At 37.4% G+C, this 23,794-nt stretch carries 22 protein-coding genes and 1 pseudogene; 20 read left to right on the top strand and 3 right to left on the bottom strand.

Annotated features, from left to right (window positions below):
• Nucleotides 1-182: 182 nt before the first annotated feature.
• Nucleotides 183-1,724, bottom strand: a complete 1,542-nt coding sequence (locus BMX63_RS09860; RefSeq protein WP_177167258.1) for a response regulator transcription factor — start codon at nt 1,722-1,724, stop codon at nt 183-185.
• Nucleotides 1,725-2,121: 397 nt separating this feature from the next.
• Between BMX63_RS09860 and BMX63_RS09855 the strand changes: the two genes are divergently transcribed.
• From BMX63_RS09855 to BMX63_RS09830, 6 genes are all read left to right on the top strand, one after another.
• Nucleotides 2,122-2,793 carry a hypothetical protein gene (locus tag BMX63_RS09855; protein ID WP_143060141.1) on the top strand — a complete coding sequence of 224 codons (672 nt, stop codon included), beginning with the start codon at nt 2,122-2,124 and terminating at the stop codon, nt 2,791-2,793.
• A 145-nt stretch (nt 2,794-2,938) separates the two neighbouring features.
• Nucleotides 2,939-3,526 carry a DUF6230 family protein gene (locus BMX63_RS09850; protein WP_093135437.1) on the top strand — a complete coding sequence of 196 codons (588 nt, stop codon included), beginning with the start codon at nt 2,939-2,941 and terminating at the stop codon, nt 3,524-3,526.
• Between the two features lie 27 nt (nt 3,527-3,553).
• Nucleotides 3,554-4,063, top strand: coding sequence for a DUF6114 domain-containing protein (locus BMX63_RS09845; protein WP_220083823.1), 510 nt, complete (start codon nt 3,554-3,556; stop codon nt 4,061-4,063).
• Between the two features lie 57 nt (nt 4,064-4,120).
• Nucleotides 4,121-5,794, top strand: coding sequence for a coiled-coil domain-containing protein (locus BMX63_RS09840; RefSeq protein ID WP_093134859.1), 1,674 nt, complete (start codon nt 4,121-4,123; stop codon nt 5,792-5,794).
• A gap of 131 nt (nt 5,795-5,925) precedes the next feature.
• Nucleotides 5,926-6,660: a CBS domain-containing protein gene (locus BMX63_RS09835; protein ID WP_093134856.1), complete on the top strand. Its 735-nt coding sequence runs from the start codon at nt 5,926-5,928 to the stop codon at nt 6,658-6,660.
• Nucleotides 6,661-6,899: 239 nt separating this feature from the next.
• On the top strand, nt 6,900-8,264 hold the full coding sequence (locus tag BMX63_RS09830; protein WP_093134854.1) for an aspartate kinase: 1,365 nt from the start codon (nt 6,900-6,902) through the stop codon (nt 8,262-8,264).
• A gap of 49 nt (nt 8,265-8,313) precedes the next feature.
• Here the strand turns inward: BMX63_RS09830 and BMX63_RS09825 are convergent, their stop codons facing one another.
• Nucleotides 8,314-8,550, bottom strand: a complete 237-nt coding sequence (locus BMX63_RS09825) for a DUF2627 family protein (RefSeq protein WP_093134851.1) — start codon at nt 8,548-8,550, stop codon at nt 8,314-8,316.
• Nucleotides 8,551-8,787: 237 nt separating this feature from the next.
• Here BMX63_RS09825 and BMX63_RS09820 point away from each other — a divergent pair, with 237 nt between their 5' ends.
• The 11 genes from BMX63_RS09820 (at nt 8,788) to BMX63_RS09770 (ending at nt 20,971) form a co-directional block, all read left to right on the top strand.
• A complete protein-coding gene (locus BMX63_RS09820) occupies nt 8,788-10,869 on the top strand; it encodes a sigma 54-interacting transcriptional regulator (RefSeq protein WP_093134849.1) in 2,082 nt (693 codons plus the stop codon).
• A gap of 122 nt (nt 10,870-10,991) precedes the next feature.
• Nucleotides 10,992-11,900, top strand: coding sequence for a phosphate butyryltransferase (gene yqiS / locus BMX63_RS09815; protein ID WP_093135435.1), 909 nt, complete (start codon nt 10,992-10,994; stop codon nt 11,898-11,900).
• A gap of 16 nt (nt 11,901-11,916) precedes the next feature.
• Nucleotides 11,917-13,011, top strand: coding sequence for a Leu/Phe/Val dehydrogenase (locus BMX63_RS09810; RefSeq protein ID WP_093134846.1), 1,095 nt, complete (start codon nt 11,917-11,919; stop codon nt 13,009-13,011).
• A gap of 72 nt (nt 13,012-13,083) precedes the next feature.
• On the top strand, nt 13,084-14,172 hold the full coding sequence (gene buk / locus BMX63_RS09805; protein WP_093134844.1) for a butyrate kinase: 1,089 nt from the start codon (nt 13,084-13,086) through the stop codon (nt 14,170-14,172).
• A 20-nt stretch (nt 14,173-14,192) separates the two neighbouring features.
• Nucleotides 14,193-15,614, top strand: coding sequence for a dihydrolipoyl dehydrogenase (gene lpdA / locus BMX63_RS09800; protein ID WP_093134841.1), 1,422 nt, complete (start codon nt 14,193-14,195; stop codon nt 15,612-15,614).
• A gap of 33 nt (nt 15,615-15,647) precedes the next feature.
• Nucleotides 15,648-16,640: a thiamine pyrophosphate-dependent dehydrogenase E1 component subunit alpha gene (locus BMX63_RS09795; RefSeq protein WP_093134837.1), complete on the top strand. Its 993-nt coding sequence runs from the start codon at nt 15,648-15,650 to the stop codon at nt 16,638-16,640.
• Between the two features lie 14 nt (nt 16,641-16,654).
• Nucleotides 16,655-17,638, top strand: coding sequence for an alpha-ketoacid dehydrogenase subunit beta (locus tag BMX63_RS09790; protein ID WP_093134834.1), 984 nt, complete (start codon nt 16,655-16,657; stop codon nt 17,636-17,638).
• An 87-nt stretch (nt 17,639-17,725) separates the two neighbouring features.
• Nucleotides 17,726-19,003, top strand: a complete 1,278-nt coding sequence (locus BMX63_RS09785; protein WP_093134831.1) for a dihydrolipoamide acetyltransferase family protein — start codon at nt 17,726-17,728, stop codon at nt 19,001-19,003.
• Nucleotides 19,004-19,098: 95 nt separating this feature from the next.
• Nucleotides 19,099-19,284 (top strand): hypothetical protein, encoded by a 186-nt coding sequence (locus tag BMX63_RS09780; RefSeq protein ID WP_093134828.1) that lies wholly within the window; start codon nt 19,099-19,101, stop codon nt 19,282-19,284.
• A gap of 145 nt (nt 19,285-19,429) precedes the next feature.
• The gene (locus BMX63_RS09775) at nt 19,430-19,843 is read left to right on the top strand and encodes a BrxA/BrxB family bacilliredoxin (RefSeq protein WP_177167270.1); all 414 of its coding nucleotides are present in this window, start codon (nt 19,430-19,432) and stop codon (nt 19,841-19,843) included.
• A 177-nt stretch (nt 19,844-20,020) separates the two neighbouring features.
• A complete protein-coding gene (locus tag BMX63_RS09770) occupies nt 20,021-20,971 on the top strand; it encodes an aromatic acid exporter family protein (protein WP_093134822.1) in 951 nt (316 codons plus the stop codon).
• Nucleotides 20,972-21,014: 43 nt separating this feature from the next.
• Here BMX63_RS09770 and prli42 read toward each other — a convergent pair whose 3' ends face one another.
• Nucleotides 21,015-21,173, bottom strand: a complete 159-nt coding sequence (gene prli42, locus BMX63_RS17745) for a stressosome-associated protein Prli42 (RefSeq protein WP_143060140.1) — start codon at nt 21,171-21,173, stop codon at nt 21,015-21,017.
• A gap of 454 nt (nt 21,174-21,627) precedes the next feature.
• On the opposite strand from prli42, the pseudogene BMX63_RS09765 reads away from it, so the two are divergent.
• The 3 genes and pseudogenes from BMX63_RS09765 to BMX63_RS09755 all read left to right on the top strand — a co-directional run.
• Nucleotides 21,628-22,048 (top strand): annotated as a pseudogene (locus BMX63_RS09765) (AMP-binding enzyme); the annotation flags it as partial.
• A 240-nt stretch (nt 22,049-22,288) separates the two neighbouring features.
• On the top strand, nt 22,289-22,882 hold the full coding sequence (locus BMX63_RS09760) for a TetR/AcrR family transcriptional regulator (protein ID WP_093134819.1): 594 nt from the start codon (nt 22,289-22,291) through the stop codon (nt 22,880-22,882).
• A 125-nt stretch (nt 22,883-23,007) separates the two neighbouring features.
• The gene (locus BMX63_RS09755; protein WP_093134816.1) at nt 23,008-23,778 is read left to right on the top strand and encodes a 3-hydroxyacyl-CoA dehydrogenase; all 771 of its coding nucleotides are present in this window, start codon (nt 23,008-23,010) and stop codon (nt 23,776-23,778) included.
• The last annotated feature ends 16 nt before the right edge of the window (nt 23,779-23,794 follow it).

Raw genomic sequence — 23,794 nt, 5'->3', positions numbered from 1 at the left:
ACGAATGATCAGCCTATTTCAGGAATTAAAGTCTAAAAGAAAAATATGCTCCCTCTAAGATAAACAACGTTTTTTAAACGGTCTATCTTAAAGGGAGCATATCTATTTTTAATCGTATAGGGCTGAGAAAATTGGAGGTTTGATTTTACTTTAGCTTATGGACAATTGCCGTCAATTTTTTACTAACTAATCATTCCTTCTCTTAGGGCCCGGGCAACAGCTTCTGTTCGGTTTCGGGCATTCATTTTCTGCATGATGGCGGATACGTAATCTCTTACGGTGTATTCGCTTAAGTTTAGTTGGCTTGCTGCTTCACTAGTAGAAGCTCCTTCTGCCATTAATTTTAGGACTTCCAGTTCTCGTGGTGAGAAATTTATCTTTTCTACCTGCTGTTCTAGTTGATAATGATAAAATTTGCTTAAGATTTCTCCGGCACTCTGACCAAATTTTATAAGTGCTGAAAAGGTTTCCTCTGTGATTTTAAATGTTTCGTTCGGCCCCTGATCTAAGATAGCAGCTCCTAAAAGCTTACTGGCTGTAGATGTATAGATGGGGACAACGACAACGGACTTCAAATGAAACTGGTTGACGTATTTTTGAGGAAATCCTATAGAAGCATCTTTTACATATACAGGCTGTAAATAATTCATATTTTTTCCGAAAATCTGCAGAAATTTAAGATTGTCCTGTATAATGGGTAAATTTTCAACATCTTCATTTATATTTTGGATGGCATTATTATCCAAATGATGCCCATATAAGCCAAATCCCATTTGTTCATTATATGAATAAGAGAAAAGTGCACACCTTTCAAATGGCAGATATTCAACAAACCCTGCAGTAATCCTCTCAACAGCATCATTGAACGTTTGTGAACGCATGATTGCTTCGTTAAATAGAATTACGGAATCTTTCCATTGATCCTTTTCCTGGGCGTTTTCGAATGTATCCTGCCCCTTTTTTATCACTTGTAATGAATAGGTGATTAGTGGGATAACTTGTGCTGCTTCGTGCTCGCTGATACATATTAAGACTGACCTGTCATTATAGGGGATGGGAAGGACAATTTGTTTTTCTTCATCCTTTTCACTTCTATGAAGGAGTATGTCTGAAAGCTGAAATAGTGAATCCGCTTCCAAATTTGGTTTTTGATTGACCACGTCCGTGGTAAGACTAAACCATTTATCTACTTGATAACGATTCTCTTTTTTGGTTATGATAGCAGCCCATTTAATCGGAATTTGTTGTGATGAGACCATTTCTTGAAGGAAATGCTCAACAGTAAAATGTTGCTGATACGGCCGTGTTCGAATGTGTTCACTTATTTTTGAAAATAAATATTTTACAGCTTGATGATCTTGATAAGAATATTCTTGTTTTGATTGAATGGCCTTATGAATTCCGTTTTCAAGTAACGTTAAAATATATTGATTGGTATTGATTGACTCTAATCCATCTGTGGGATAAGAGCTAAGTTTGGCCAATTTTTGGGGGTCACAATCCTGGAAAAAATAGTTTGAAAGGAAATGGATGGTATTTTCTACACTTTTATGAGATTTTTTCCTCACTTTTTGAAGGTGATGCAAAAGCTCTTCCCACTCAGACTTAATCGCATCCTCATGTTGTTGAACAAGCTTAAGTCCCTTTAAATACACCTCATTCATTTGGCTGTTAAAATTTGTAGTCATCATACCTTCTTTCCTTTCAATTAAACTTATGGGCATCTGTTTAAGAAAGTTCGACAACAGAACATAAAATCCTTCTTCAGGTTATTGATATGCAAAAATTGAGAATAAAATGAAAATTTGCTAAAATAACCTATATAAAGACGATTATAAAATTTATTTTAAATTAAAAGGTATATACAATTGTAGGGATGTTTTTCTGGAGCATTTCTTTTTCCTATAATTATAGGAATTGGATAATGCACATTTATACTTTATTCTATACTTACAAGGTAAAGAAAAGAAAGTATTTCCATCAAACGATAAAGTCTCCATCTTTTTGAAAGTGCTTACATCCATGCAAAAACCTATGTTTGTCGGATAGGAACGGAAATGAAAAACATTTACAATAATAACGACCAACACTATCTGGAATATTCAGAATATAGAAGTTGGGATGAAGGGAGAAATCCCCGCTACAATGGATGATGGTCTAAAACAAGTCGGGATCACCGTAAAAAGAAAATGTATCATTTCCCTCCTTTTAGGATTTTTACTTCTTGGAATTTTAATGGGATCATTTGGCATCACAAGTACGATGTTTGTTTTACCAATAGGCGGAATTGGTGATTTTTATGTCAAGTTCGATACCTTAAAAGGTGAGGGTTTTTCTATGAATCCTTATATAGAGGAGTCTGGTGATTCATCAGAGGCTCCATTGATCAGAAGTAGCTTTCAATCCGTTACGATATATGGTTTACATTTATATAAGGATTTTCACCTGCCTAATGGAAAGTGGATAAGAGTGAACATCCATGCCAACCAGCCAACTGAGATAGAAGGCTTAATTCAGGATGCTCGCTTTATAGAAGCCAACTTACATGTTGATGAAATGATGATGAATCCATCTGGTTTTTCGGAGGAAAATGACATCTTAACAAAATGGGTACAAAATGAACAATCCGTTACAATAACTGAAGGGGAAATGGTTACAGATTATTTGTTTCAAAATATGGTTACGGTAAATGGTATTGAATTTTCCATTGACATGCATAGCGGGCATGAGTCAACCAAGTCTTCTTCAACTGATCAACATAAACATGAACCTGTCGAAAGCAGGAATGAGTGATAAAAATGGAGGTGAAGAGTTCAATTCTTCTATTCAGATACTGTAAATCAGCACTTTTTACTGCGAGAAAGGGTTTTGGCTAAGAAGAGTTGGTATGGTTTCTATAATTCTTTTGATGTTAAAAAATGAAGAAGAGGTGAGTAGAATGAAAGATTCAAATGCAAGAGTTGGAAATACGATTAAGAAGAAATTCTTCATCGCCTTTCTAACTGGATTCTTAGCTTTAGGAGGAATTGTTGGAATATTCGGACTTACAGGAACAGCATTTGCGATGCCACTTGGGGGAATGGGTGATTTTTATGTTGAGTTTGAAGAATTAAATGGTACGAACTTCGAGTTTATTCCAAAGACTGGTGAAACAGGAAATTCGGATTCAAAGCCAATGGTAAGAAATAAAATGGATTCGGCAGATATTTCAAAACTACACATCTATAAAGACTTGAAATTGCCTACTGGAAATTGGGTTCGCGTTCATATTAAAGCCCCAAGTGCTTCCATCAATGGACTCATACAGGATGCACGATTTATTGATGCGAATTTAAGTTTTGAGGAACTATCTATCGAAGAAAAGAATTCAAAGGATATCACCGAAAATTGGACGCAAAATGCTTCTACCGTATCCATTACGAATGCAACGATCGTAACAGATTATCTATTCCAATCAATGGTAAGTTTGGATGGAGCTAAAATTTCAATGGAAAGAATCGATGAACCAAAAATATTGCAAGAATAGCTCCTTATAAGGGAAGGTGTATAAAGGATGGGTGAAAAAGAAGAAAGAGTATTAGAAAAAAAAGAAAAAAGACAGGAAAAATTACTAAAGAAGTATGAAAGTATGGAAGGTGCAGGTAAGTTTAAAAAGTGGAGGAATGAAAGGCCTTTTTGGGGCGCTACTTTAACCTTATTAGCCGGATTGATGGTTTTATATATTCCGCTCCAATTGTATGCGATTGCATTTATACCTGGCAGTTTAGTCTTTGTGGGCTTCCTGTTTGGAGGACTTATACTCATTGTTGGAACCTGTGCTTATTTTTATCCAAAACTTTCAACCCTTTTTGGAGTCATCACTATATTCTTATCTGTGCTTTCAATAATGGGAGCTTTAGGTGGATTTATAATTGGAACGATTATAGGCATTATTGGCGGTTCATTATGTATAGCATGGCAGCAAGATGAAATTTCGTTCACGGCGCCTTCAGATAAAAAACGTATCAAGAGGCGTCCAAAGCATCAAAGGCCAATTGAGAACAACCAGTCACTTCAAGCCTAGACTTTGGGAAGGAGTTTGAAAAAAGATGATTAGTGATTAATATCGAGGAGAATTTACATGCGAATCCTACGAAACTTGAAAAAACGGTTTCCTATTTGTTTGATTGCTATCGTCATATATACTTTTTCGATTCCCTATTTTCAGGACCAAACCGTATCAGCCTCAGAGGATGACCACAGTGGTGGGTTTACTATTGAATCAGAAAAAGTTGATGGGTATCTGGAGCTTGTAGGCGCTCTTTTTGGTAAAGTCAAAATATTTGATGCTGAAATCCATGGCCTAACTATAACGAAAGTGATTGACAATGGTCAAAATCCTATCATGATTAAAATTAAATCTGAGGGCCCTGTTCAAGTAAAGAATTTAGAAACGGAAACCCTTGATGGGCTTCCACCACATTTGGGAGGATTATGTGTTCCGAGTAAGGCAGGCGGTCTTTGTCTGAAGGATGTAACGATGACTGTGCCTTATCAAACGGCAGAAAATATATCGATACCAAATGCCAAGGTGGAAACCTGTTATGGAACAGAGTGTGGAACGGTTCCTGAGGCAGCCTCAATGACTGTTGAGGAAGCTGAAAAAATGTTAGAAGGTATAGAAGAGGATCCTCCATCCTCTTTAGAGAAACTAAATAAGAAATTAAAAGATAATAAGGATCAGTTTCAACATGTAAAAGATTCAGTTAAAGAAGCTGAAACATTATACGACCAAATTAAACAGGATGATCAGGTGCAATCCCTGAAAGAAATGATACAATCCGTAAATGAATTAGTCAAAAGTGATGATGCATTAGGTCTGGAGTTGACAAGTGAAAATTTAGCAGATTTAAAAGAGGATATAAAAGAGGAATATGAAGCTTTTAATCAAGTTACTTCTGATTTATTTAGCAAGGTTGAAGAAGCGTCAACGAACTTGGAGAAATTAAAGAAAGATATTAAAACAAATGAAGAGGCATTATCTAAAATAGACGAACAAAAAACAATTCAAGATAATGAATTACAAGAACAAGCAGAAATCTATCAGAAATTGCAAAAGAAAATGAAGGATAATCAACAAGCAACAAATGAAGGTCAAAAGCAAAATCAAAATGGTCAGCATTCATCTTCTAATGAAAACCAATCATCAGAAGAATCGGCTTCAAATGAAGAAAAGCTGGATATTGAAACACTTAAAAAAGAATGGAAAACACTAAAGAAAGATATAAAACCTGTTGAAGAGCAATTAACAGAATTAAAGGATGCTGTTGAAGAATTAAAGTCGACAAAGGAAACTATTTCTGGACAAATGGATGAGGTTATTCAGTCTCTGGATCAGTTTATTGAACAGCTAGGTCTTGCAGAAGAGAAGGACTCTTCTGATGCAGCCGCTCCTAATCCTTCTGATGGTCAAGCTGAAAGTGGAAATGGTGATACAGGCAATAGTGATACGCCAAATGATTCAGATGAATCAAGTACAGAAGACACATCACCGGGCGAATCAGGTAATGAGAATAAAGAAGATTCAAATCAAGATGATAAAAAAGATAATCCATCATCAGACGAATCGAATAATGATAATACAGAAGACTTAAAACAAGATGATGAAACAGATAAGGGTCAGGACGACTCTAACAAGGAAGATTCCCAAGAGGATGAGTCGTCAGGGGATTCTGGAGACGATAATGAACAAGAAGATGATGATGGAGGCTTGTTAGATGACCTCATTGATACTCTCTTTCCTTGGCGACGTTAAATAAAGGAAAAAGAAACCGTTTTTGGTCTAAAACCAAAAACGGTTTCTTCATTTATATGGATAATAAAACAATCCTAAAACAAAACTAATGGATATAATCATATTCAATTCAAATAAAAAAGGTGAAGTGTATGGAACCAGCAAATCACGTAGAACGATTTGAAATCGCATTTAATCAAATTCATTCCATTTTAAAGGAACGTTCCAGGAATATGAAAACCGATCGATTTGTGGATCTGTTACAGGAAAATCGTGAAAAGTACGGTGTGCTCAATTCGAATTATTATAAATTAAAACAGTATGCAAAGTTACGGAATGCTATTGTTCATGAACGGATTGAAGAAGAGTATTATATTGCAGATCCACATTTAAATGTAGTAGAAGATATTGAGAGAATTAGCGAAATACTAAAGCATCCTCCAAAAGCAATGGCGATTGCATCACAACCCGTTGAATTTTTCAAGGCATCTTCTTCACTTCAGAAGGTTTTGGAAACCATTGAACAAACAGGTTATTCCCAATTTCCTATTTATGAGAGGGGACATTTTCAAGGTTTATTAACAGAGGGAGGGATTGCTAAGTGGGTATCCCGGAATATTCAAAACCACTCCATTAATTTAAAAGGCATTGCTGCAAGAGATATATTAGAAGTGGAAAAACGTCGTAATGTGGCCTGTTTAAGTCAGGAGCAAACGGTTTACGATGTTGAAGATTCTTTCCAAATGCATTATGAAAAAAAGCAAAAGCTTGAGGCCATATTAATTACGGAAGACGGAAATCAGGATTCTTCACCACTAGGTATTATCTCAGCCTGGGATTTAGTGAAGATTGAACATTCTACCATTTCCTTACTATCTAATTCATAATCCATTCTAAAGACTTAGTTCAATCTTCCTTTTCTTTCGCTGTTTTCGTACAGATTGCTGCTCTAGCCACATCAGTAGAAATTCCGAGTGTTAGCGGTGATAGGAGAGAGGAAGTTTAGAAAAGAAACCTTTTTAAAGGATTATAATGTAAAAAATTCATTAAAAATTCAGAGCATACATGTTAGAATATATTAATATATAAATCAAGTAACCTAATAAAAATGTAAAGTGGTGAAATGATGAAAGTAGCAAAGTTTGGTGGAAGTTCTGTAGCAGATGCTTCTATGATACAAAAAGTAGCTCAAATTATTCGAAGTGACCAGGATCGAAAATTTATTATCGTGTCCGCACCTGGAAAACGATCCAAAACCGATATTAAAGTCACAGATTTATTAGTTGAATTAGGAAAAAAACATGAAGCGAACGAAGCTGTTGATGATGTAAAGGCTAAAATAATAGAACGGTTTCAAACGATGATTAACAACCTAGCGTTATCTTCAGCTATTGTTGATGATATCAAGGATACGATTGATGGTGTTTTATATGATGAAAGCTTAAAAGATAATCGTCTTGATTCCTTAAAAGCCATGGGTGAGGATTCATTGGCCAAAGTATTAAGTGCATATCTGCAATCTCTTGGAGAAGAGGCTACATATATAAATCCTCGAGATGCCGGTATTATTGTCAGTGATGAACCAGGCAATGCACAGGTTTTAGATGAAAGCTATGAGAAGATTTACAGATTAAGAGATCACAAAGGGATAATGATTATACCCGGATTTTTTGGTTTTACGAAGGATCAAAAGCTTATGACCTTTCCGCGTGGTGGATCTGATATTACGGGGGCTATTATTGCAGCCGGTATTAAGGCTGACCTTTACGAAAACTTTACGGATGTAGATTCTGTATATTGTGTAAATCCTAACATTGTAGAAAACCCTAAAGAAATTTCAGAATTAACCTATAAAGAGATGAGAGAGCTATCCTATGCAGGTTTTTCAGTTTTTCAGGATGAAGCACTTATACCAGCTTTTAAAGCAAAAATTCCTGTATGTATAAAAAATACAAACAACCCTGAAAAAGAAGGTACAATGATTGTTTCTGATAGAAAGAATCCAATCACAGGTACAGTGGTAGGAATAGCAAGTGATAAAGGCTTCTTAAGTTTATATGTAAGTAAGTATTTAATGAACAGGGAAATTGGCTTCGGAAAAAATCTTCTTCAAATCTTAGTAGATGAAGGGATTTCTTTTGAGCATGCACCATCAGGAATTGATGATATGTCGGTTATTATACGTAAAGATGAATTTCCGAAAGAAAAAGAACAGGTTGTCATTAAACGTATTCAGGAAGAACTGGATGTTGATATGGTCACAGTAGAGCGGGATTTAGCAATGATTATGCTGGTAGGTGAAGGAATGAACAGTACCTATGGTGTAGCTAGTCAATCAACACAGGCTTTTGCAAATGCAAGTGTAAATATTGAAATGATTAATCAGGGATCTTCAGAAGTATCGGTAATGTTTGGAATTAAGGAAGATGAATTGGAAAAAGCAGTCCAGTCTCTTTATCATGTATTTTTTGAAAATAAAATCAAGGTGTAAATATGCAGAGTTATGGTAAAAGACAAGGCTTGGTTTAAGCCTTGTCTTTTTAATGTCCACTTTTTTTTCGTTTTATTTTGTTACGCTTTCGGTCTCGATGAACCATAAAACCGCCTATAAACGCTAAGCCTAATAGGAAAATAATGAATCCTGCAATGAATTGAAAAAATAAATGAAAGAAAATTGTATAGACCTCATTAAATAAAGCGTCTCTCATTAATTTTATGCCTATTACTGCAAAAATTCCGGGTATAAAAAGTATAAGTAAGGCAACGATTCTTGGCATGGTTTGCTCCCCTTTTCCTGCTCTTTCATTTCATTATACCAAAGGTTCTTTTTTTGTACGTTAAGAAAGGTAATTTTTATGTATTTGATTACTTCAATCTTTATTTGCCCCCGTAAAGGAAGTGGTTTGCATATAACTAAACAAGCTCTTTATAATTATCATAGTAAAGATTGCATAGTCTAGAAAATTTGTTTATGATAATATTATGCAATATTTTGCAAGATTGGAGGTGTCGTGGTGAATAACGTATTAATTGTAGGCGCCGGTAAGGGAGGCTCGGCAATATTAAAAATATTGGCTGATTCCGACGTGCTAAAAGTTGCAGGAATTGTAGATATTCATCTAGATGCTCCAGGATTGCAATTAGCAAAAAACTATAACATTGCGACCGGCACGGATTTTCGTGATTGGTTACATAGAGATATCGACATTATTATTGAGGCGACTGGTCGTCAATCGGTATATCAGGAGATTTTAGATCAAAAGCCTCCTGAAATGGTCGTGATTCCAGGTGCTGTTGCCTTTGTTACCTCACAACTTTTAGATGAAAAAGAGGCATTGGTAAGTGAGTTGAAAAATCATACGAAAACGCGTGATTTTATTTTAGATGCTATTCATGATGGAATGATTGTCATTAATCAAAAATATCAAATAAGCTTTGTGAATAAAAGCGCTGAAAAAATTCTCGGATATAATAAAGCTGAGATTCTTCATCAGCCTATCGAAGAGATTATCCCGACCACACGTCTTCCTCATGTATTTAAAGTGGGGAGAAAAGAAGTAAACCAAAAGCTTCCATTGCAGAATGGAAAAAAAGTTATTACAACAAGAATTCCCATTATTAACTCAGCCAATGAGGTGGAAGGTGCATTTGCCGTTTTTAAAGATATCACAGAGGTAGTCAATCTAGCAGAGGAAATTACAGATTTAAAGGAAGTTAAAACGATGCTGGAAGCGATTATCCAGTCCTCAGATGAAGCGATTTCTGTTGTTGATGAAAAAGGAAATGGCTTAATGATTAACCCAGCCTATACGCGCATTACAGGATTAACCGAAAAGGATGTCATAGGCAAACCGGCAACAGCTGATATTTCAGAAGGCGAGAGTATGCATTTGAAGGTGTTAAAAACAAGAAGGCCTGTAAGGGGTGTGACTTTAAAAGTAGGACCAGCCAATAAGGATGTCATCGTAAATGTTGCACCGATGATTGTAGATGGCAAGCTTAAAGGGAGTGTAGGTGTTATACATGATGTTTCAGAGATACAATCTTTAACTTCTGAGTTAAAACGGGCCAGACAAATCATCCGAAATCTGGAAGCGAAATATACCTTTGATGATATTATTGCAGAATCTACCGAAATGAATATTGCCCTGGAACAAGCAAAAGTTGGTGCAAAGACTCCCGCAACCGTTTTGTTAAGAGGAGAGTCAGGAACTGGTAAAGAATTGTTTGCGCATGCTATTCATAACGAGAGTACACGCAGACATAATAAATTTATTCGGGTGAATTGTGCAGCTATTGCGGAGTCGTTACTGGAAAGTGAACTGTTTGGCTATGAAGAAGGAGCATTTTCAGGAGCAAAACAAGGAGGTAAGCGTGGACTATTTGAGGAGGCAAATTATGGGAGTATTTTTTTAGATGAGATAGGCGAATTATCACTCAATACACAAGCTAAACTCTTACGTGTGCTGCAAGAAGGTGAAATTGTCCGTGTGGGCGGTACAAAACCGGCAGCGATAGACACAAGGATTATCGCAGCAACAAATGTTAACCTTGAAAAAGCTATCATGCAAGGTGAATTTCGTGAAGATTTATATTATCGATTAAATCGTTTGCCTATTTATATACCTCCTCTTAGAGAACGCATGGATGATTTACCGGCTCTCGTATATCATTTAATACAAAAATTAAATCAGGATTACGGTCGTCACGTAAGATCCATAAGTCATGAAGCGATAGAGGCATTATCTGGTTATCATTTTCCGGGAAATGTTCGGGAATTAGAAAATGTTGTAGGCAGAGCAATGATTTATATGAACCATACTGAAGATGAAATTAATTCCAGCCACATTCCAAAGTTAGTAAATCAGATCGAGAGTGAATCGTCTGAAGAAAAGCATTCCTCCTCTCATTCTAAAAATATGACTCTTCAGGATGCCTTAAACGAACATGAAAAACAATTATTGATGAAAGCCTTAGAAGATAATCAATTTAATAAAACAGAAACAGCAAAACAAATGGGAATTTCCATACGGAATCTTTATTATAAATTGGAAAAGCATAATATTGCCAAAAATGACATGCAAGATTTTTCCTGATTGCAAAAAAATGCATGGAGTTTTCCACAATTAATGAAGCGTTTTCATAAATGTAGATTGGTATGTTTTTTGCATGTGCTTATGTTGGAGGCTGTTTTGTGAAAAATATAGAGGTGGATAACATGAAACTAACCGAATTACAGGAAAAATTAAATCAGGGGGATGATAAAAAAACGGTTGCCTTAGCACAAGCAGCAGATCCGGAAGTTCTAAAGGCTGTTAAAACCGCAATAGAGATGAAGCTTTCGAGATTTAAACTGTTCGGAGATATTGAACTAATTCGAAAGTATGCTGATGAACTTTCACTGGATATACATCAGAGTGATATTGAAATCATTCATACAGTAAGTAATCGAGAAGCCGCTAAACATGCTGTCCAAAATGTTCATGACAACAAAGCGGATGTTTTAATGAAGGGAAACCTTCCTACTAAGGAAGTCTTAAAGCAGGTTTTAAATAAGGAATATGGTTTAAGAACAAACCGAGTATTAAGCCATGTTTCTGTGTTTGATATACCTAATCAGGACCGGTTGATTTATCTTACAGATGCAGCAATGAATGTGACACCGGAGCTGGATGTAAAAGCGCAAATCATTCAAAACGCAGTGGATGTGTATCAAAACGTTCAATCCAATACACCTAAGGTTGCCGCGCTTGCTGCTGTAGAAGTGGTTAATCCACAGATGAAAGCAACAGTTGATGCTGCAGCATTATCCCAAATGCAAAACCGTGGACAAATAACAGGATGTATGGTTGATGGTCCACTTGCATTTGATAATGCCGTTTCCAGGGAATCAGCTGAAGAGAAAGGGATTACTTCAGAAGTTGCAGGTCAAGCAGATATACTCTTGGTTCCCGAATTGGAAACAGGTAATGCCTTATACAAATCATTTATTTATTTTGCAGGGGCTAAAGTGGCATCAGTAATAAGCGGGGCTGCTGCTCCTATTGTGTTAACCTCGCGTTCAGATACTCATGAGAGTAAACTATATTCAATGATTTTAGCTTTATTAACAGCCTTTAACAAATAAAGAGGAGGATTTTCTAATGGAATTATTCAAATATATGGAACAGGATGAGTATGAACAGGTTGTGTTTTGTCAGGATAAAGACTCTGGATTAAAGGCTATTATTGCCATTCATGATACAACATTGGGTCCTGCGTTGGGTGGAACGAGAATGTGGACGTATGCATCAGAAGAGGATGCTGTAATTGATGCTTTACGATTATCTAAGGGGATGACCTATAAAAATGCCGCTGCCGGCCTTAACCTTGGTGGAGGAAAAACCGTCATTATAGGTGATCCAAAAAAAGATAAAAATGAAGCCATGCTTCGTGCATTTGGCCGTTATATTCAAGGTCTAAATGGACGGTATATTACTGCTGAGGATGTCGGAACTACTGTTGAGGATATGGATACTATTTATCAGGAAACGAACTATGTTACAGGTATATCTCAGGCCTTTGGTTCATCCGGAAACCCGTCTCCTGCTACAGCCTATGGGGTTTATCGCGGAATGAAGGCTGCGGCAAAGGAAGCGTTTGGTACGGATAACTTAGAAGGAAGAGTTGTTGCTGTTCAAGGAGTAGGAAACGTTGCTTATCATTTATGTCGCCATCTTCATGAAGAAGGTGCGCAGCTTGTCGTAACAGATATCGACCAGGATGCAGTTCAGCGTGCTGTTGATGATTTTGAAGCGAAGGCTGTTGATCCTAATGATATATATGATGTGGATTGTGATATTTATGCTCCTTGTGCTCTGGGTGCCTCAGTAAATGATGATACGATTTCACGTTTATCAGCCAGCGTGATAGCAGGTTCAGCAAACAATCAATTAGCTGAATCAAGACACGGAGATATTTTATACGAAAAAGGCATTGTGTACGCTCCTGATTATGTTATAAATGCAGGTGGTGTGATTAATGTGGCAGATGAACTATATGGCTACAACAGAGAAAGAGCGATGAAGAAAATTGAAACAATCTATGATAAAATCGCAAAAGTATTTGAAATTTCAAAGCGGGATGATATTCCAACAAACGTTGCAGCTGATCGAATGGCAGAAGAAAGAATTTCAAGCATTCATCATGCCAGAAGTACATTCCTGCAAAATGAACATCACGTCATCTCAAGACGTTAATGGTGATTGGAGAACATTCAGCTAATATAAATCGATATATGTTCATGCAAAAAATAATGGAGGTTTTTCATCTTGCAGCAAAAGAACTTTCGAATTTTGGTGATTAATCCTGGATCAACCTCTACCAAAATGGGTGTATTTGATCAGACACAGTGTATTTTTGAAAAAACCATTCGTCATTCATCTGAGGAAATACAATCCTTTTCAAAACTTATTGAACAATATGATTTTCGAAAGCAAACGATTCTTGAACATCTGGATTATGAAGGGATAAACATTTCAAAACTGGATGCTGTATGTGGGCGTGGGGGACTCCTTCGCCCGATACAAGGCGGAACTTATGCAGTCAACAATCAAATGATTAAGGACTTAAAGGATGGGTTTAATGGAGAGCATGCCTCTAATCTTGGAGGAATTATCGCTCATGAAATAGCCACAGGCTTAAATATTCCAGCCTTTATTGTAGATCCTGTTGTAGTAGACGAATTGGATGATTTAGCAAGATACTCTGGTATTCCTGAAATACCACGAAAAAGTATTTTCCATGCTCTAAATCAGAAGGCTGTAGCACGTAAAGTTGCAGAGGATTTAAAACAAAACTACGAGAATACCAGACTTATTGTTACCCATATGGGCGGTGGTGTTACTGTAGGAGCACATAAACAAGGCAGAGTCATTGATGTGAATAACGGACTGCACGGGGATGGCCCCTTTTCTCCTGAAAGGGCAGGCACGGTACCAGCAGGTGATTTAATTTCCATGTGTTTTAGTGGTGACTATTATATGGATGAAGTCATGAAAAAAATTGTCGCACATGGTGGATTAATGGGTTATCTTCATACCAATGATGCTTTAGAGGTAGAAAAACGAATAAAAAATGGTGATAAAGAAGCTGAGCAGGTATATGAGGCTATGGCCTATCAGATTGCGAAAGAAATTGGTAGTGCTTCTGTAGTATTGCAAGGTAAAGTAGATGCTATTGTACTGACAGGTGGCTTAGCATATGGTAATACATTTGTAGATCTAATAAAGTCACGTGTGAAATGGATTGCAGATGTATTTACTTATCCAGGTGAGGATGAACTGTTAGCTTTGGCTGAGGGTACATTACGTGTCTTACAGGGAGAAGAAGAAGCGAAGAATTATCCTCATCCAATATAGATAGAAAGGAGAGATAAAGGATGGCGGAAGAATATGACTTAGTCGTACTTGGTGGCGGGACAGGAGGTTATGTTGCAGCAATTAGAGCAAGTCAGCTTGGCTTGAAAACGGCAGTAGTTGAAAAAGAGAATTTAGGTGGAACCTGCCTGCATAAAGGCTGCATTCCCTCTAAGGCTTTTCTCCGAAGTGCTGAAGTTTTCAGGCAAACGAATGAAGCAGATAAGTATGGAGTTGAAACATCCTCTCCGACACTAAATTTTTTGAAAGTCCAGCAGCGAAAACAAAACATTGTGAACCAACTACATAAAGGGGTACAAACCCTTATGAAGAAGGGGAAAATCGATGTATATGAAGGGTATGGCCGTATATTAGGTCCAAGCATATTTTCGCCTATGCCAGGTACAATCTCTGTTGAATTGAATAACGGCGAAGAAAACGCGATGCTCGTTCCGAAAAATGTATTAATTGCAACAGGATCGAAACCAAATTCTCTTCCAGGCCTATCCATCGATGGAGAATATGTATTAACTTCAGAAGAAGCATTAGAGCTTGAGGAGCTTCCAAGTTCCATGATTATTGTTGGAGGAGGAGTCATTGGAATTGAGTGGGCTTCTATGCTTGCTGATTTCGGTGTCGAAGTAACTGTCCTTGAATATCTTGATCGCATTTTGCCAACTGAAGATCATGATGTTTCAAAAGAAGTTACTCGTTTGTTAAAGAAAAAAGGAATTAAAATGGAAACAAATGCTAAAGTTCTGTCTGAGTCGCTAATCAAAGAAAAAGGTGTTCAGATTTCAGCAGAAAAGAACGGAAAGCAAAAACAGTTTTCAGCCGAACAAATGCTTGTTTCGGTAGGTCGTTCTGCAAATGTTGAAAACATAGGACTGGATAATACGGATATTGACGTTGAAAAAGGTGTTATTCAAACCAATCAATTTTACCAGACTAAAGAATCCCATATCTATGCCATTGGTGATGTGATTGGGGGTATGCAGCTGGCGCATGTGGCTTCCCATGAGGGAATCATTGCTGTTGAACATATGGCCAATGAAGATCCTCACCCAATGAACCTAAATCAGGTTCCAACCTGTATTTATTCAAGTCCTGAAGTATCAAGTGTCGGTTTAACGGAACACGAAGCGAAGGAACAAGGCTATGAAATTAAAATGGGTAAATTTCCGTTTAAAGCCATCGGTAAAGCCTTAGTACACGGTGAATCAGATGGGTTTGTAAAGATGATAGCTGATAAGAAAACAGAGGATTTGCTTGGTGTGCACATGGTCGGCCCTCATGTAACGGATATGATTACTGAAGGCGCATTGGCGAAAGTACTGGACGCTACACCTTGGGAGATATCTGAAACCATTCATCCTCATCCAACCTTATCAGAGGTAATGGGAGAGGCTGCGTTAGCAGTAGATGGTAAACAAATTCATGGGTAAGAATTGAATTTCATTTTTAAAGGAGGGTTTTTGATGGCTGAAAAACGCCACGAATCGCTTGGATTAACAGATGAGCAGGCGCTGGATATGTTTAAAAACATGCTTCTTGCCAGGAAAATTGATGAAAGAATGTGGCTTTTAAATCGCGCGGGTAAAATTCCATTTGTCATATCATGTCAGGGACAAGAAGCTGCACAAGTGGGTGCATCCTTCGCTTTTGATCGCGAAAAAGATTATGTAGCACCGTATTATCGTGATCTTGGAGTCGTCTTAGCCTTTGGCATGACGGCTAGGGATTTAATGCTTTCAGGATTTGCAAAAGCTGAAGACCCAAGCTCAGGCGGACGGCAAATGCCAGGTCATTTTGGCCAAAAGAAAAATCGAATTTTAACCGGTTCTTCTCCAGTAACAACGCAGGTTCCTCATGCTGTAGGCGTTGCCTTAGCTGCTAAAATGGAAAAGAAAGAGATTGCATCCTTTGTAACCTTAGGAGAAGGTTCTTCTAACCAGGGAGATTTCCATGAAGGACTTAATTTTGCTGGTGTTCATAAATTGCCTGTCATTACTATGGTAGAAAACAATAAATATGCGATTTCAGTGCCATTGGAAAAGCAAATCGGAGGTGAGTCCGTATCCGACCGGGCCCAAGGATATGGAATGCCGGGGATAACCGTTGACGGAAATGATCCGTTAGCTGTTTATGAGGCAGTGAAAGAGGCTAGAGAGAGAGCGGTAAATGGGGAAGGACCAACATTAATAGAAACGATATCTTACCGATTTACAGCTCATTCCAGTGATGATGATGATCGAACGTATCGTGAAAAAGAAGAAGTGGAAGAAGCTAAAAAGAAAGACGCTATTATTACGTTTGCAACATATTTAAAAGAGAATGATGTTTTGACTGATCAAAAAGAATCTGAGCTTCATTCTGAAATTGACAGTATCGTAAATGAGGCGACTGAATATGCGGAGAATGCCCCGTATGCAGATCCGGATAGTGCCCTGCGATATGTGTATGCAGAGTAAAGGAGGGGAAGAAGATGCCAGTTATTTCATATATTCAAGCCGTAACACAAGCTTTACAAGAGGAAATGAGGAGCAATGAAAAGGTGTTCGTTTTAGGAGAGGATGTGGGAAAGAAAGGTGGCGTATTCCGGGCAACAGATGGTCTCTATGATGAGTTTGGCGAAGAACGGGTAATTGATACTCCCTTAGCAGAATCAGCTATTGCAGGAGTGGGTATTGGTTCTGCTATGTATGGAATGAGGCCTGTTGCGGAGATGCAATTTGCGGATTTTATCATGCCAGCTGTAAACCAAATTATTTCTGAGGCAGCTAAAATCCGTTATCGATCTAACAACGATTGGCATTGTCCGATAACGATTCGCGCTCCATATGGCGGAGGAGTACACGGAGCTTTATACCATTCCCAATCCGTTGAAGCGGTATTTGCCAATCAGCCTGGGTTAAAAATCGTCATGCCATCTACACCTTATGATGCCAAAGGCTTATTAAAGGCAGCCATTAGAGATGAGGATCCTGTCTTATTTTTTGAACATAAACGGGCTTACCGTTTGCTAAAGGGCGACGTCCCTGAAGAGGATTATGTACTTCCTATTGGTAAGGCAGATGTTAAACGTGAAGGTACAGATATTACGGTAATCACATATGGATTAGGTGTCCATTTTGCACTACAGGCAGCTGAAAAGTTAGAAGAAGAAGGAATTTCAGCCCATATTTTAGATCTTAGAACCGTATATCCATTAGATCAAGAAGCCATAATGGAAGCGGCAGGAAAAACCGGTAAAGTACTTCTTATTACCGAGGATAATAAAGAAGGCAGCATAGTAAGTGAAGTGTCGGCTATTATATCCGAGCATTGCTTATTTGACCTGGATGCACCGATAAAACGTTTAGCAGGACCCGATGTTCCAGCTATGCCATTTGCACCCCCAATGGAAAAGTTTTTTATGATCAACCCGGAAAAAACCGAAAAAGCGATGCGAGACCTGGCAGCGTTTTAGTGAAACAAGGGGAAGGTGTCCGATACGATCAGACAACCCAACAATGTCATGAAGGTTGTTAATTTGTAAAACAAAAGGAGGGATAAGATGGCTAGCGAAAAGATTAACATGCCTCAGCTGGGTGAAAGTGTAACTGAAGGAACCATCAGTACCTGGCTTGTAAAGGAAGGGGATCATGTAAATAAATATGATCCTATTGCTGAGGTCATGACAGATAAAGTAAATGCAGAAGTACCGTCATCTTTTACAGGAACCATTAAAGAGCTTGTGGCATCAGAAGGTGAGACACTTTCTGTAGGAGACTTAATGTGCTATATAGATATTGAAGGGGATACCTCTGGAGGTACAGAAAGTCAATCGGAAGAAAAGTCAGGTGAAAAAGAGGGAGAAAAAGACATAGAAACAAGCAATGAACAGCCAATGAAAAAACGGTATTCCCCTGCCGTGCTTCGTTTGGCACAAGAACATGATATTCCTTTGGATCAGGTTGAGGGGTCAGGACGTGGTGGCAGAATTACCCGGAAGGATTTAGAAACCATTATTGAAAAGGGTGGACTGCCTAAATCAACCCCTGAATCTGATTCAGTTAAGGAAAAAGAAACAACAACAGAAAAAGCCAGTGTATCAAAATCACAGCCAGAATCCAGTCCCGTCACTTCTTCTGACGGTGATATTGAAATACCCGTTACTGGAGTAAGAAAAGCGATTGCTCAAAATATGATACGCTCAAAACAGGAAATTCCGCATGCCTGGATGATGGTTGAAGTTGATGTAACGGATTTAGTCAACTTTCGCAATAAGATTAAAGAGGAGTTTAAGCGAAAAGAAGGATTCAGCCTGACTTATTTTGCCTTTTTTGTAAAGGCTGTAGCACAGACCTTAAAGGAATATCCGCAATTAAATAGTACTTGGGCTGAAGATAAGATTATTCAGCGAAAAGATATCCATTTATCTATTGCTGTTGCCAAAGATCAGGAACTGTTTGTACCTGTGATAAAAAATGCTGACGAAAAGAGTATTAAAGGAATTGCCAAGGACATTCATGAGCTCGCATCAAAAGCACGAAATGGCAAACTTACGCAAGATGACATGCAGGGTGGTACATTTACAGTAAATAATACAGGCTCATTTGGATCGGTTCAATCCATGGGGGTCATTAATCATCCTCAGGCAGCCATTTTACAGGTAGAATCGATAGTTGAAAAACCTGTTATAATAAACGGTATGTTTGCTGCACGACATATGGTAAATCTTTGTTTATCATTAGATCATCGTATATTAGATGGTTTAATCTGTGGAAACTTCCTGAAACGATTAAAAGAAATTTTGGAGAATATGTCTTCAGATAGTACGTCTGTCTATTAATTCATTCCTTTCTTCATCACAAAAATTAACAACCACATCTTCAAATTTTTTATGAAACGATGGGGATTCTAAATAGATGAAGGAGGGTGATATGAATGGCTAGACAGCAAAGAAATAACTGGTTACCAATCCTTGCATCAGTAGGAATAGGAGCAGCTGCTTATTACAGTATGCGCCGAGGTAATGGGGTAGGAAATATGGTACAAAGAGCAGTAGGTATGGGCACTCAAAATCAGGGACAGAGTCAGATCCAAAACCATCAAACCAACCAACTATCCTAAAATCAAAAAAGGGACAGATTCTTTAGAAAGGATCTGTCCTTTTTGTATTTCATTTATTTGAAAGTATCATCCAATGTTGGTATGATATTGATATACTTAGGACCATCTTGGAAGGAGATGATGACTTTTGGATTTTAATTTATTTATGCAGGACATTGTAGATAAAGCAAGAGAAGAAGTTACATCTGTAGGGTATGAGGAGTTAAAAACACCTGAAGAAGTTGACGCTGCAATGAAGCAAAATGGTACAGCGTTAGTTATGGTGAATTCGACATGTGGTTGTGCAGGTGGTGTGGCTCGACCTGCAGCTGCTAATGCGATTCATTATGATAAACGCCCGGAGCATTTATTCACAGTGTTTGCTGGACAGGACCGTGAAGCTACTGCTAGAGCTCGTGAGTACTTTGAAGGCTACCAGCCATCTTCTCCATCCTTTGCAGTACTAAAAGATGGGAAGATTCAAAAGATGGTAGAACGTCATGAAATTGAATCATCAGAACCTCATGAAGTCGTTAATCAGCTTCAGGATTTGTTCGATGAATACTGCGAGGAAGTTTAAAGGTGATGGTTCTATACCATCCCTTTTCTTTTGCACATAAACGTTAATAATCACACGTATAAAAATAAATGAGGAAAGGTTATATTCTTAAGGTTTTCAATGATGACTAATGCATCCTTTCCCTTTTCCAACGAATAATAAGTGATAAAAAGAATAGATAAAGGGGGCAACGGTGAAGTGAGAATTGGCTACCGAACATTAAAAACAGCAATTGGAACACCAGTTGCCATCTTTATTGCACAATTGCTTCAATTAGAAAATTACATATCGGCTGGTATTTTAGTCGTGTTATGTATTAAGGTTACCAGGAAGCGTTCGGTTCTTGCTTCATGGCATCGCTATGCTGCATGTTTGTTAGCCATGGTATTCAGCTTTGCTGTCTTTGAGCTTATTGGCTATCATCCGCTTGCTATTGGGGTATTACTCTTATTGTTTATCCCCGCCACCGTTAAATTACATATTACAGAAGGAATTGTAACGAGTTCAGTTATTATTCTACATCTTTATGGCTCCCATTCAATTACCTTAGATTTAATTTGGAATGAAGTTATTTTAATTTCAGTAGGAATAGGGACTGCATTAATTTTAAATTTATACATGCCTTCGCTCGAGGACAATTTAAAAAATATGCAAAAAAGAGTAGAAGAAAATTTTCATGTTATTTTAAAGGAAATCGCTCACTTTCTTAAAACGGGTGATGAAAGCTGGACGGGAAGTGAGTTTAATGAAGCAGCAGAAGATCTTGAAAAAGCAAGTGCTTTAGCCTATCAAGATGTAGAAAACCATTTATTACGGAGTCATCATACGTATCATTATTATTTTCGCATGCGTTCAAAACAGTTTGAAGTATTAGAAAGAATGCTTCCACTCATTAGTCGTATATCAAGTGTGAATGAACAAGCGAAGGAAATGGCCATCTTTTTTGATGAGTTGGCTGAAGGTATACATCCAGGAAATACAGCTTACATTTATTTAGATAAATTAAAAGAATTACGTGAAAAGTTTCGCCAGGGAGAGCTTCCCAAAACAAGGGAAGAGTTTGAAATTCGCGCTAGTTTATTTACGCTGTTAAATGAGATTGAACAATACTTAATCATTAAGAAGCATACAAAGCATATTTTAGAATGAATAAAAGCCCTATAGTCATAACTATAAGGGCTTGCTTATTCAATTACGTTAACCACATTCCTGCACCAGCTAATAATGAGCTTAAAATCATGGCGATAACCATTAAATAGATAACCAATTTCATACGTTTTTCTCTTTTGGATTTCTTGGGTTTATGTTGAACAGCTTTGTTTTGATTATTCTTTTTCTTTGCTTTTGCCATCGTATAAGTCCCCCTTACATATTCCTTCTCTTATTTTACAGTGTATAGGTCGAAAGGACAAGTTATGAATGCCCGGTAAACTTGAATGAAACCGATTCGATTTGTCTAAATATTTGTTGATTTCTGAAAACTTATTTGTTATAGTATGGTTAAAGAATGAACCACTAAAATGACTCCTATCTATTCACATGAGACATCCTCTTAAGCATTTTCATATTTGAACCCATCATTTTTTTGCCTTCTTTTTAAATGTATATTCAAAAATCTACTTATAAGTATTTTTCTTTATAACTATGTGTAAGCACTCTCTTTATATTTGGGAATAAATTTTCCTGATCCAGAATTTGATTATCGCCAATTTACATATGGGAGAGGAATAATGTGCTAGGATATAAGGACTCTAACATCATTGAAGCTCATCTTCTGGTTATATGCTTAGGTAATGGAATGAATAGGATATTGGAAGAATGAAGAAAAAACACGGGAAAAAATGCTTGGTAAATGGTTTTTACTTGGTGACCTTGCTTCTCAGGATAAAGATGGATATTTTTGGTTTGAAGGACGTACAGACGACATTATTTCCAGTGCCAGCTATCGCATTGGTCCGTTTGAAGTGGAAAGCAGCTTAGTAGAACATCCAGCCGTTTTAGAAACAGCAGTATTGGGAAGCCCGATAAGGCTAAAGGAGAAATTGTCAAAGCTTTTGTTGTGTTAAAAGATGGGAACTAGCGAAGGAATTAAGCCATTTTGTTAAACAAAGACTTTCCAAGCATCAATATCCAAGAGACATTGAATTTATTAATCAATTGCCCAAAACACAAAGCGGGAAAATCCAGCGTTATCAATTGAGAAATAGAGTGAAGAGTTACTCTTAATCGTTTCATATCATATTTTATATTGTTATCCAAGGAATGTTTTTACAATAGGCTGTTTATGTTCAGCACTTAGCCTTGAAAGCGGAGTGTGTTTTAACTGCGTTTGGTAGAAACAAACGATGCAAAAAACAGCCTTGTTATAAAACGAATTTTTCGAAAATTAACTTGACAGTTAAAAACTGAATAATTAGAATCAAATTAACAAGATGATTGTTGATAATATGAGGGAAGTGAGCGTCATTGTCATTACGTGAACGTAAGACCGCTAAGAAAAAGAAAGAAATTATTCAATCAGCAGTAAGTATTATAGGCGAAAAAGGTTATCATGCAACCACAATGGAAGAGATTGCGTCAAAGCTCCTGATGACGAAAGGATCTGTTTACTATTACTTTAAGGATAAACAAGAATTGTTGTTCCAAAGCCAAAAATTGCTTTTAGAACAAAGCTTAGAAAATATAAAAGAAGTAATAAAGGAAAAAGAAATAGTTCAGGAAAAATTACGTGAAGCGATGGTGGTTCATGTTGAATTCTTACTAACTGAGAGTACTGGATTTGAAATAGGTGCAAAACCCGAACAGCTTTTTTCCGGGAAACAGTTAGAGGAAATTCTGTCTTTACGTAATCAATATAGTCAATATATCGATGAGTTAATTATAGAAGGTGTTGAGGCTCAAGTCTTCCATGAGGCTGATGTGAAAATCGTGCGTAACATCCTTTTAGGTGCAATGAATTCGGTTATAGAATGGTATTCAACAGATGGTCAAAAAGGAAAACAGGAAATAGCCGAATTAATGGCCGATTATTTGCTCCGTATTTTGAAAAGGGATTGTTAATCTTTTTATGATAATCTTTGAGGGCTCACTTAAACCTGATTCAGTAAGCCGTTGTCATGCAGCCGGTTTTGTTAAATCAGGAACAGAGTCCCTTAAATCGATAAATAGGAGAGGAGAATGCATTCTTGAAAATAGAAGACGTTTCGGCAGTCGTAACAGGAGGAGCATCAGGACTTGGGGAAGCTACTGTGAGAAAAATTGTATCTCATGGTGGAAAAGTTACCATATTAGATTTACAAGAAGAGAAAGGAAGCCATTTAGCTAATGAATTAGGGGAAAAAGCAGCATTTATACATACCGATGTGACGGATGAAGAAAGTATAAAATCAGCATTAAAACAGACTAAATCTCACTTTGGTACCATAAATACGTTAGTGAACTGTGCAGGTATTGGGGCAGGGGCCAAAACGTATAGCAGGAGTAAAGGCCCTCACGATTTGAACACCTTTAGCCAAGTTATCCAGGTTAATTTAGTGGGCACCTTTAATGCCATTCGTCTCGCGGCAGAAAACATGAGCGATAATGAGCCAAATGAGAATGGAGAAAGAGGAGTTATCATTAATACAGCTTCCGTTGCGGCTTATGAAGGACAAATTGGTCAGGCAGCCTATAGTGCTTCAAAAGGTGGTATTGTTGGGATGACCCTACCAATATCAAGGGATTTATCTCCATTGGGTATAAGGGTTATGACTATAGCTCCAGGACTATTTGATACACCCCTGTTTGGTTCAGTATCGGATGAAATAAGAGAATCATTAGGAAAAATGGTACCGTTTCCACCTAGATTAGGTGATCCAAAAGAATATGGAAAGCTAGCTCACAGCATTATTGAAAATCCAATGTTAAATGGGGAAACCATTCGGCTTGACGGTGCCATTCGAATGCAACCTAAATAAACGCTAATTCTAAGAT

Origin of the sequence: Salinibacillus kushneri (assembly GCF_900111405.1) — a bacterium.
In the GTDB taxonomy this organism is placed as follows: domain Bacteria; phylum Bacillota; class Bacilli; order Bacillales; family Alkalibacillaceae; genus Salinibacillus; species Salinibacillus kushneri.
This window is presented reverse-complemented; position numbering and strand designations above follow the sequence as displayed.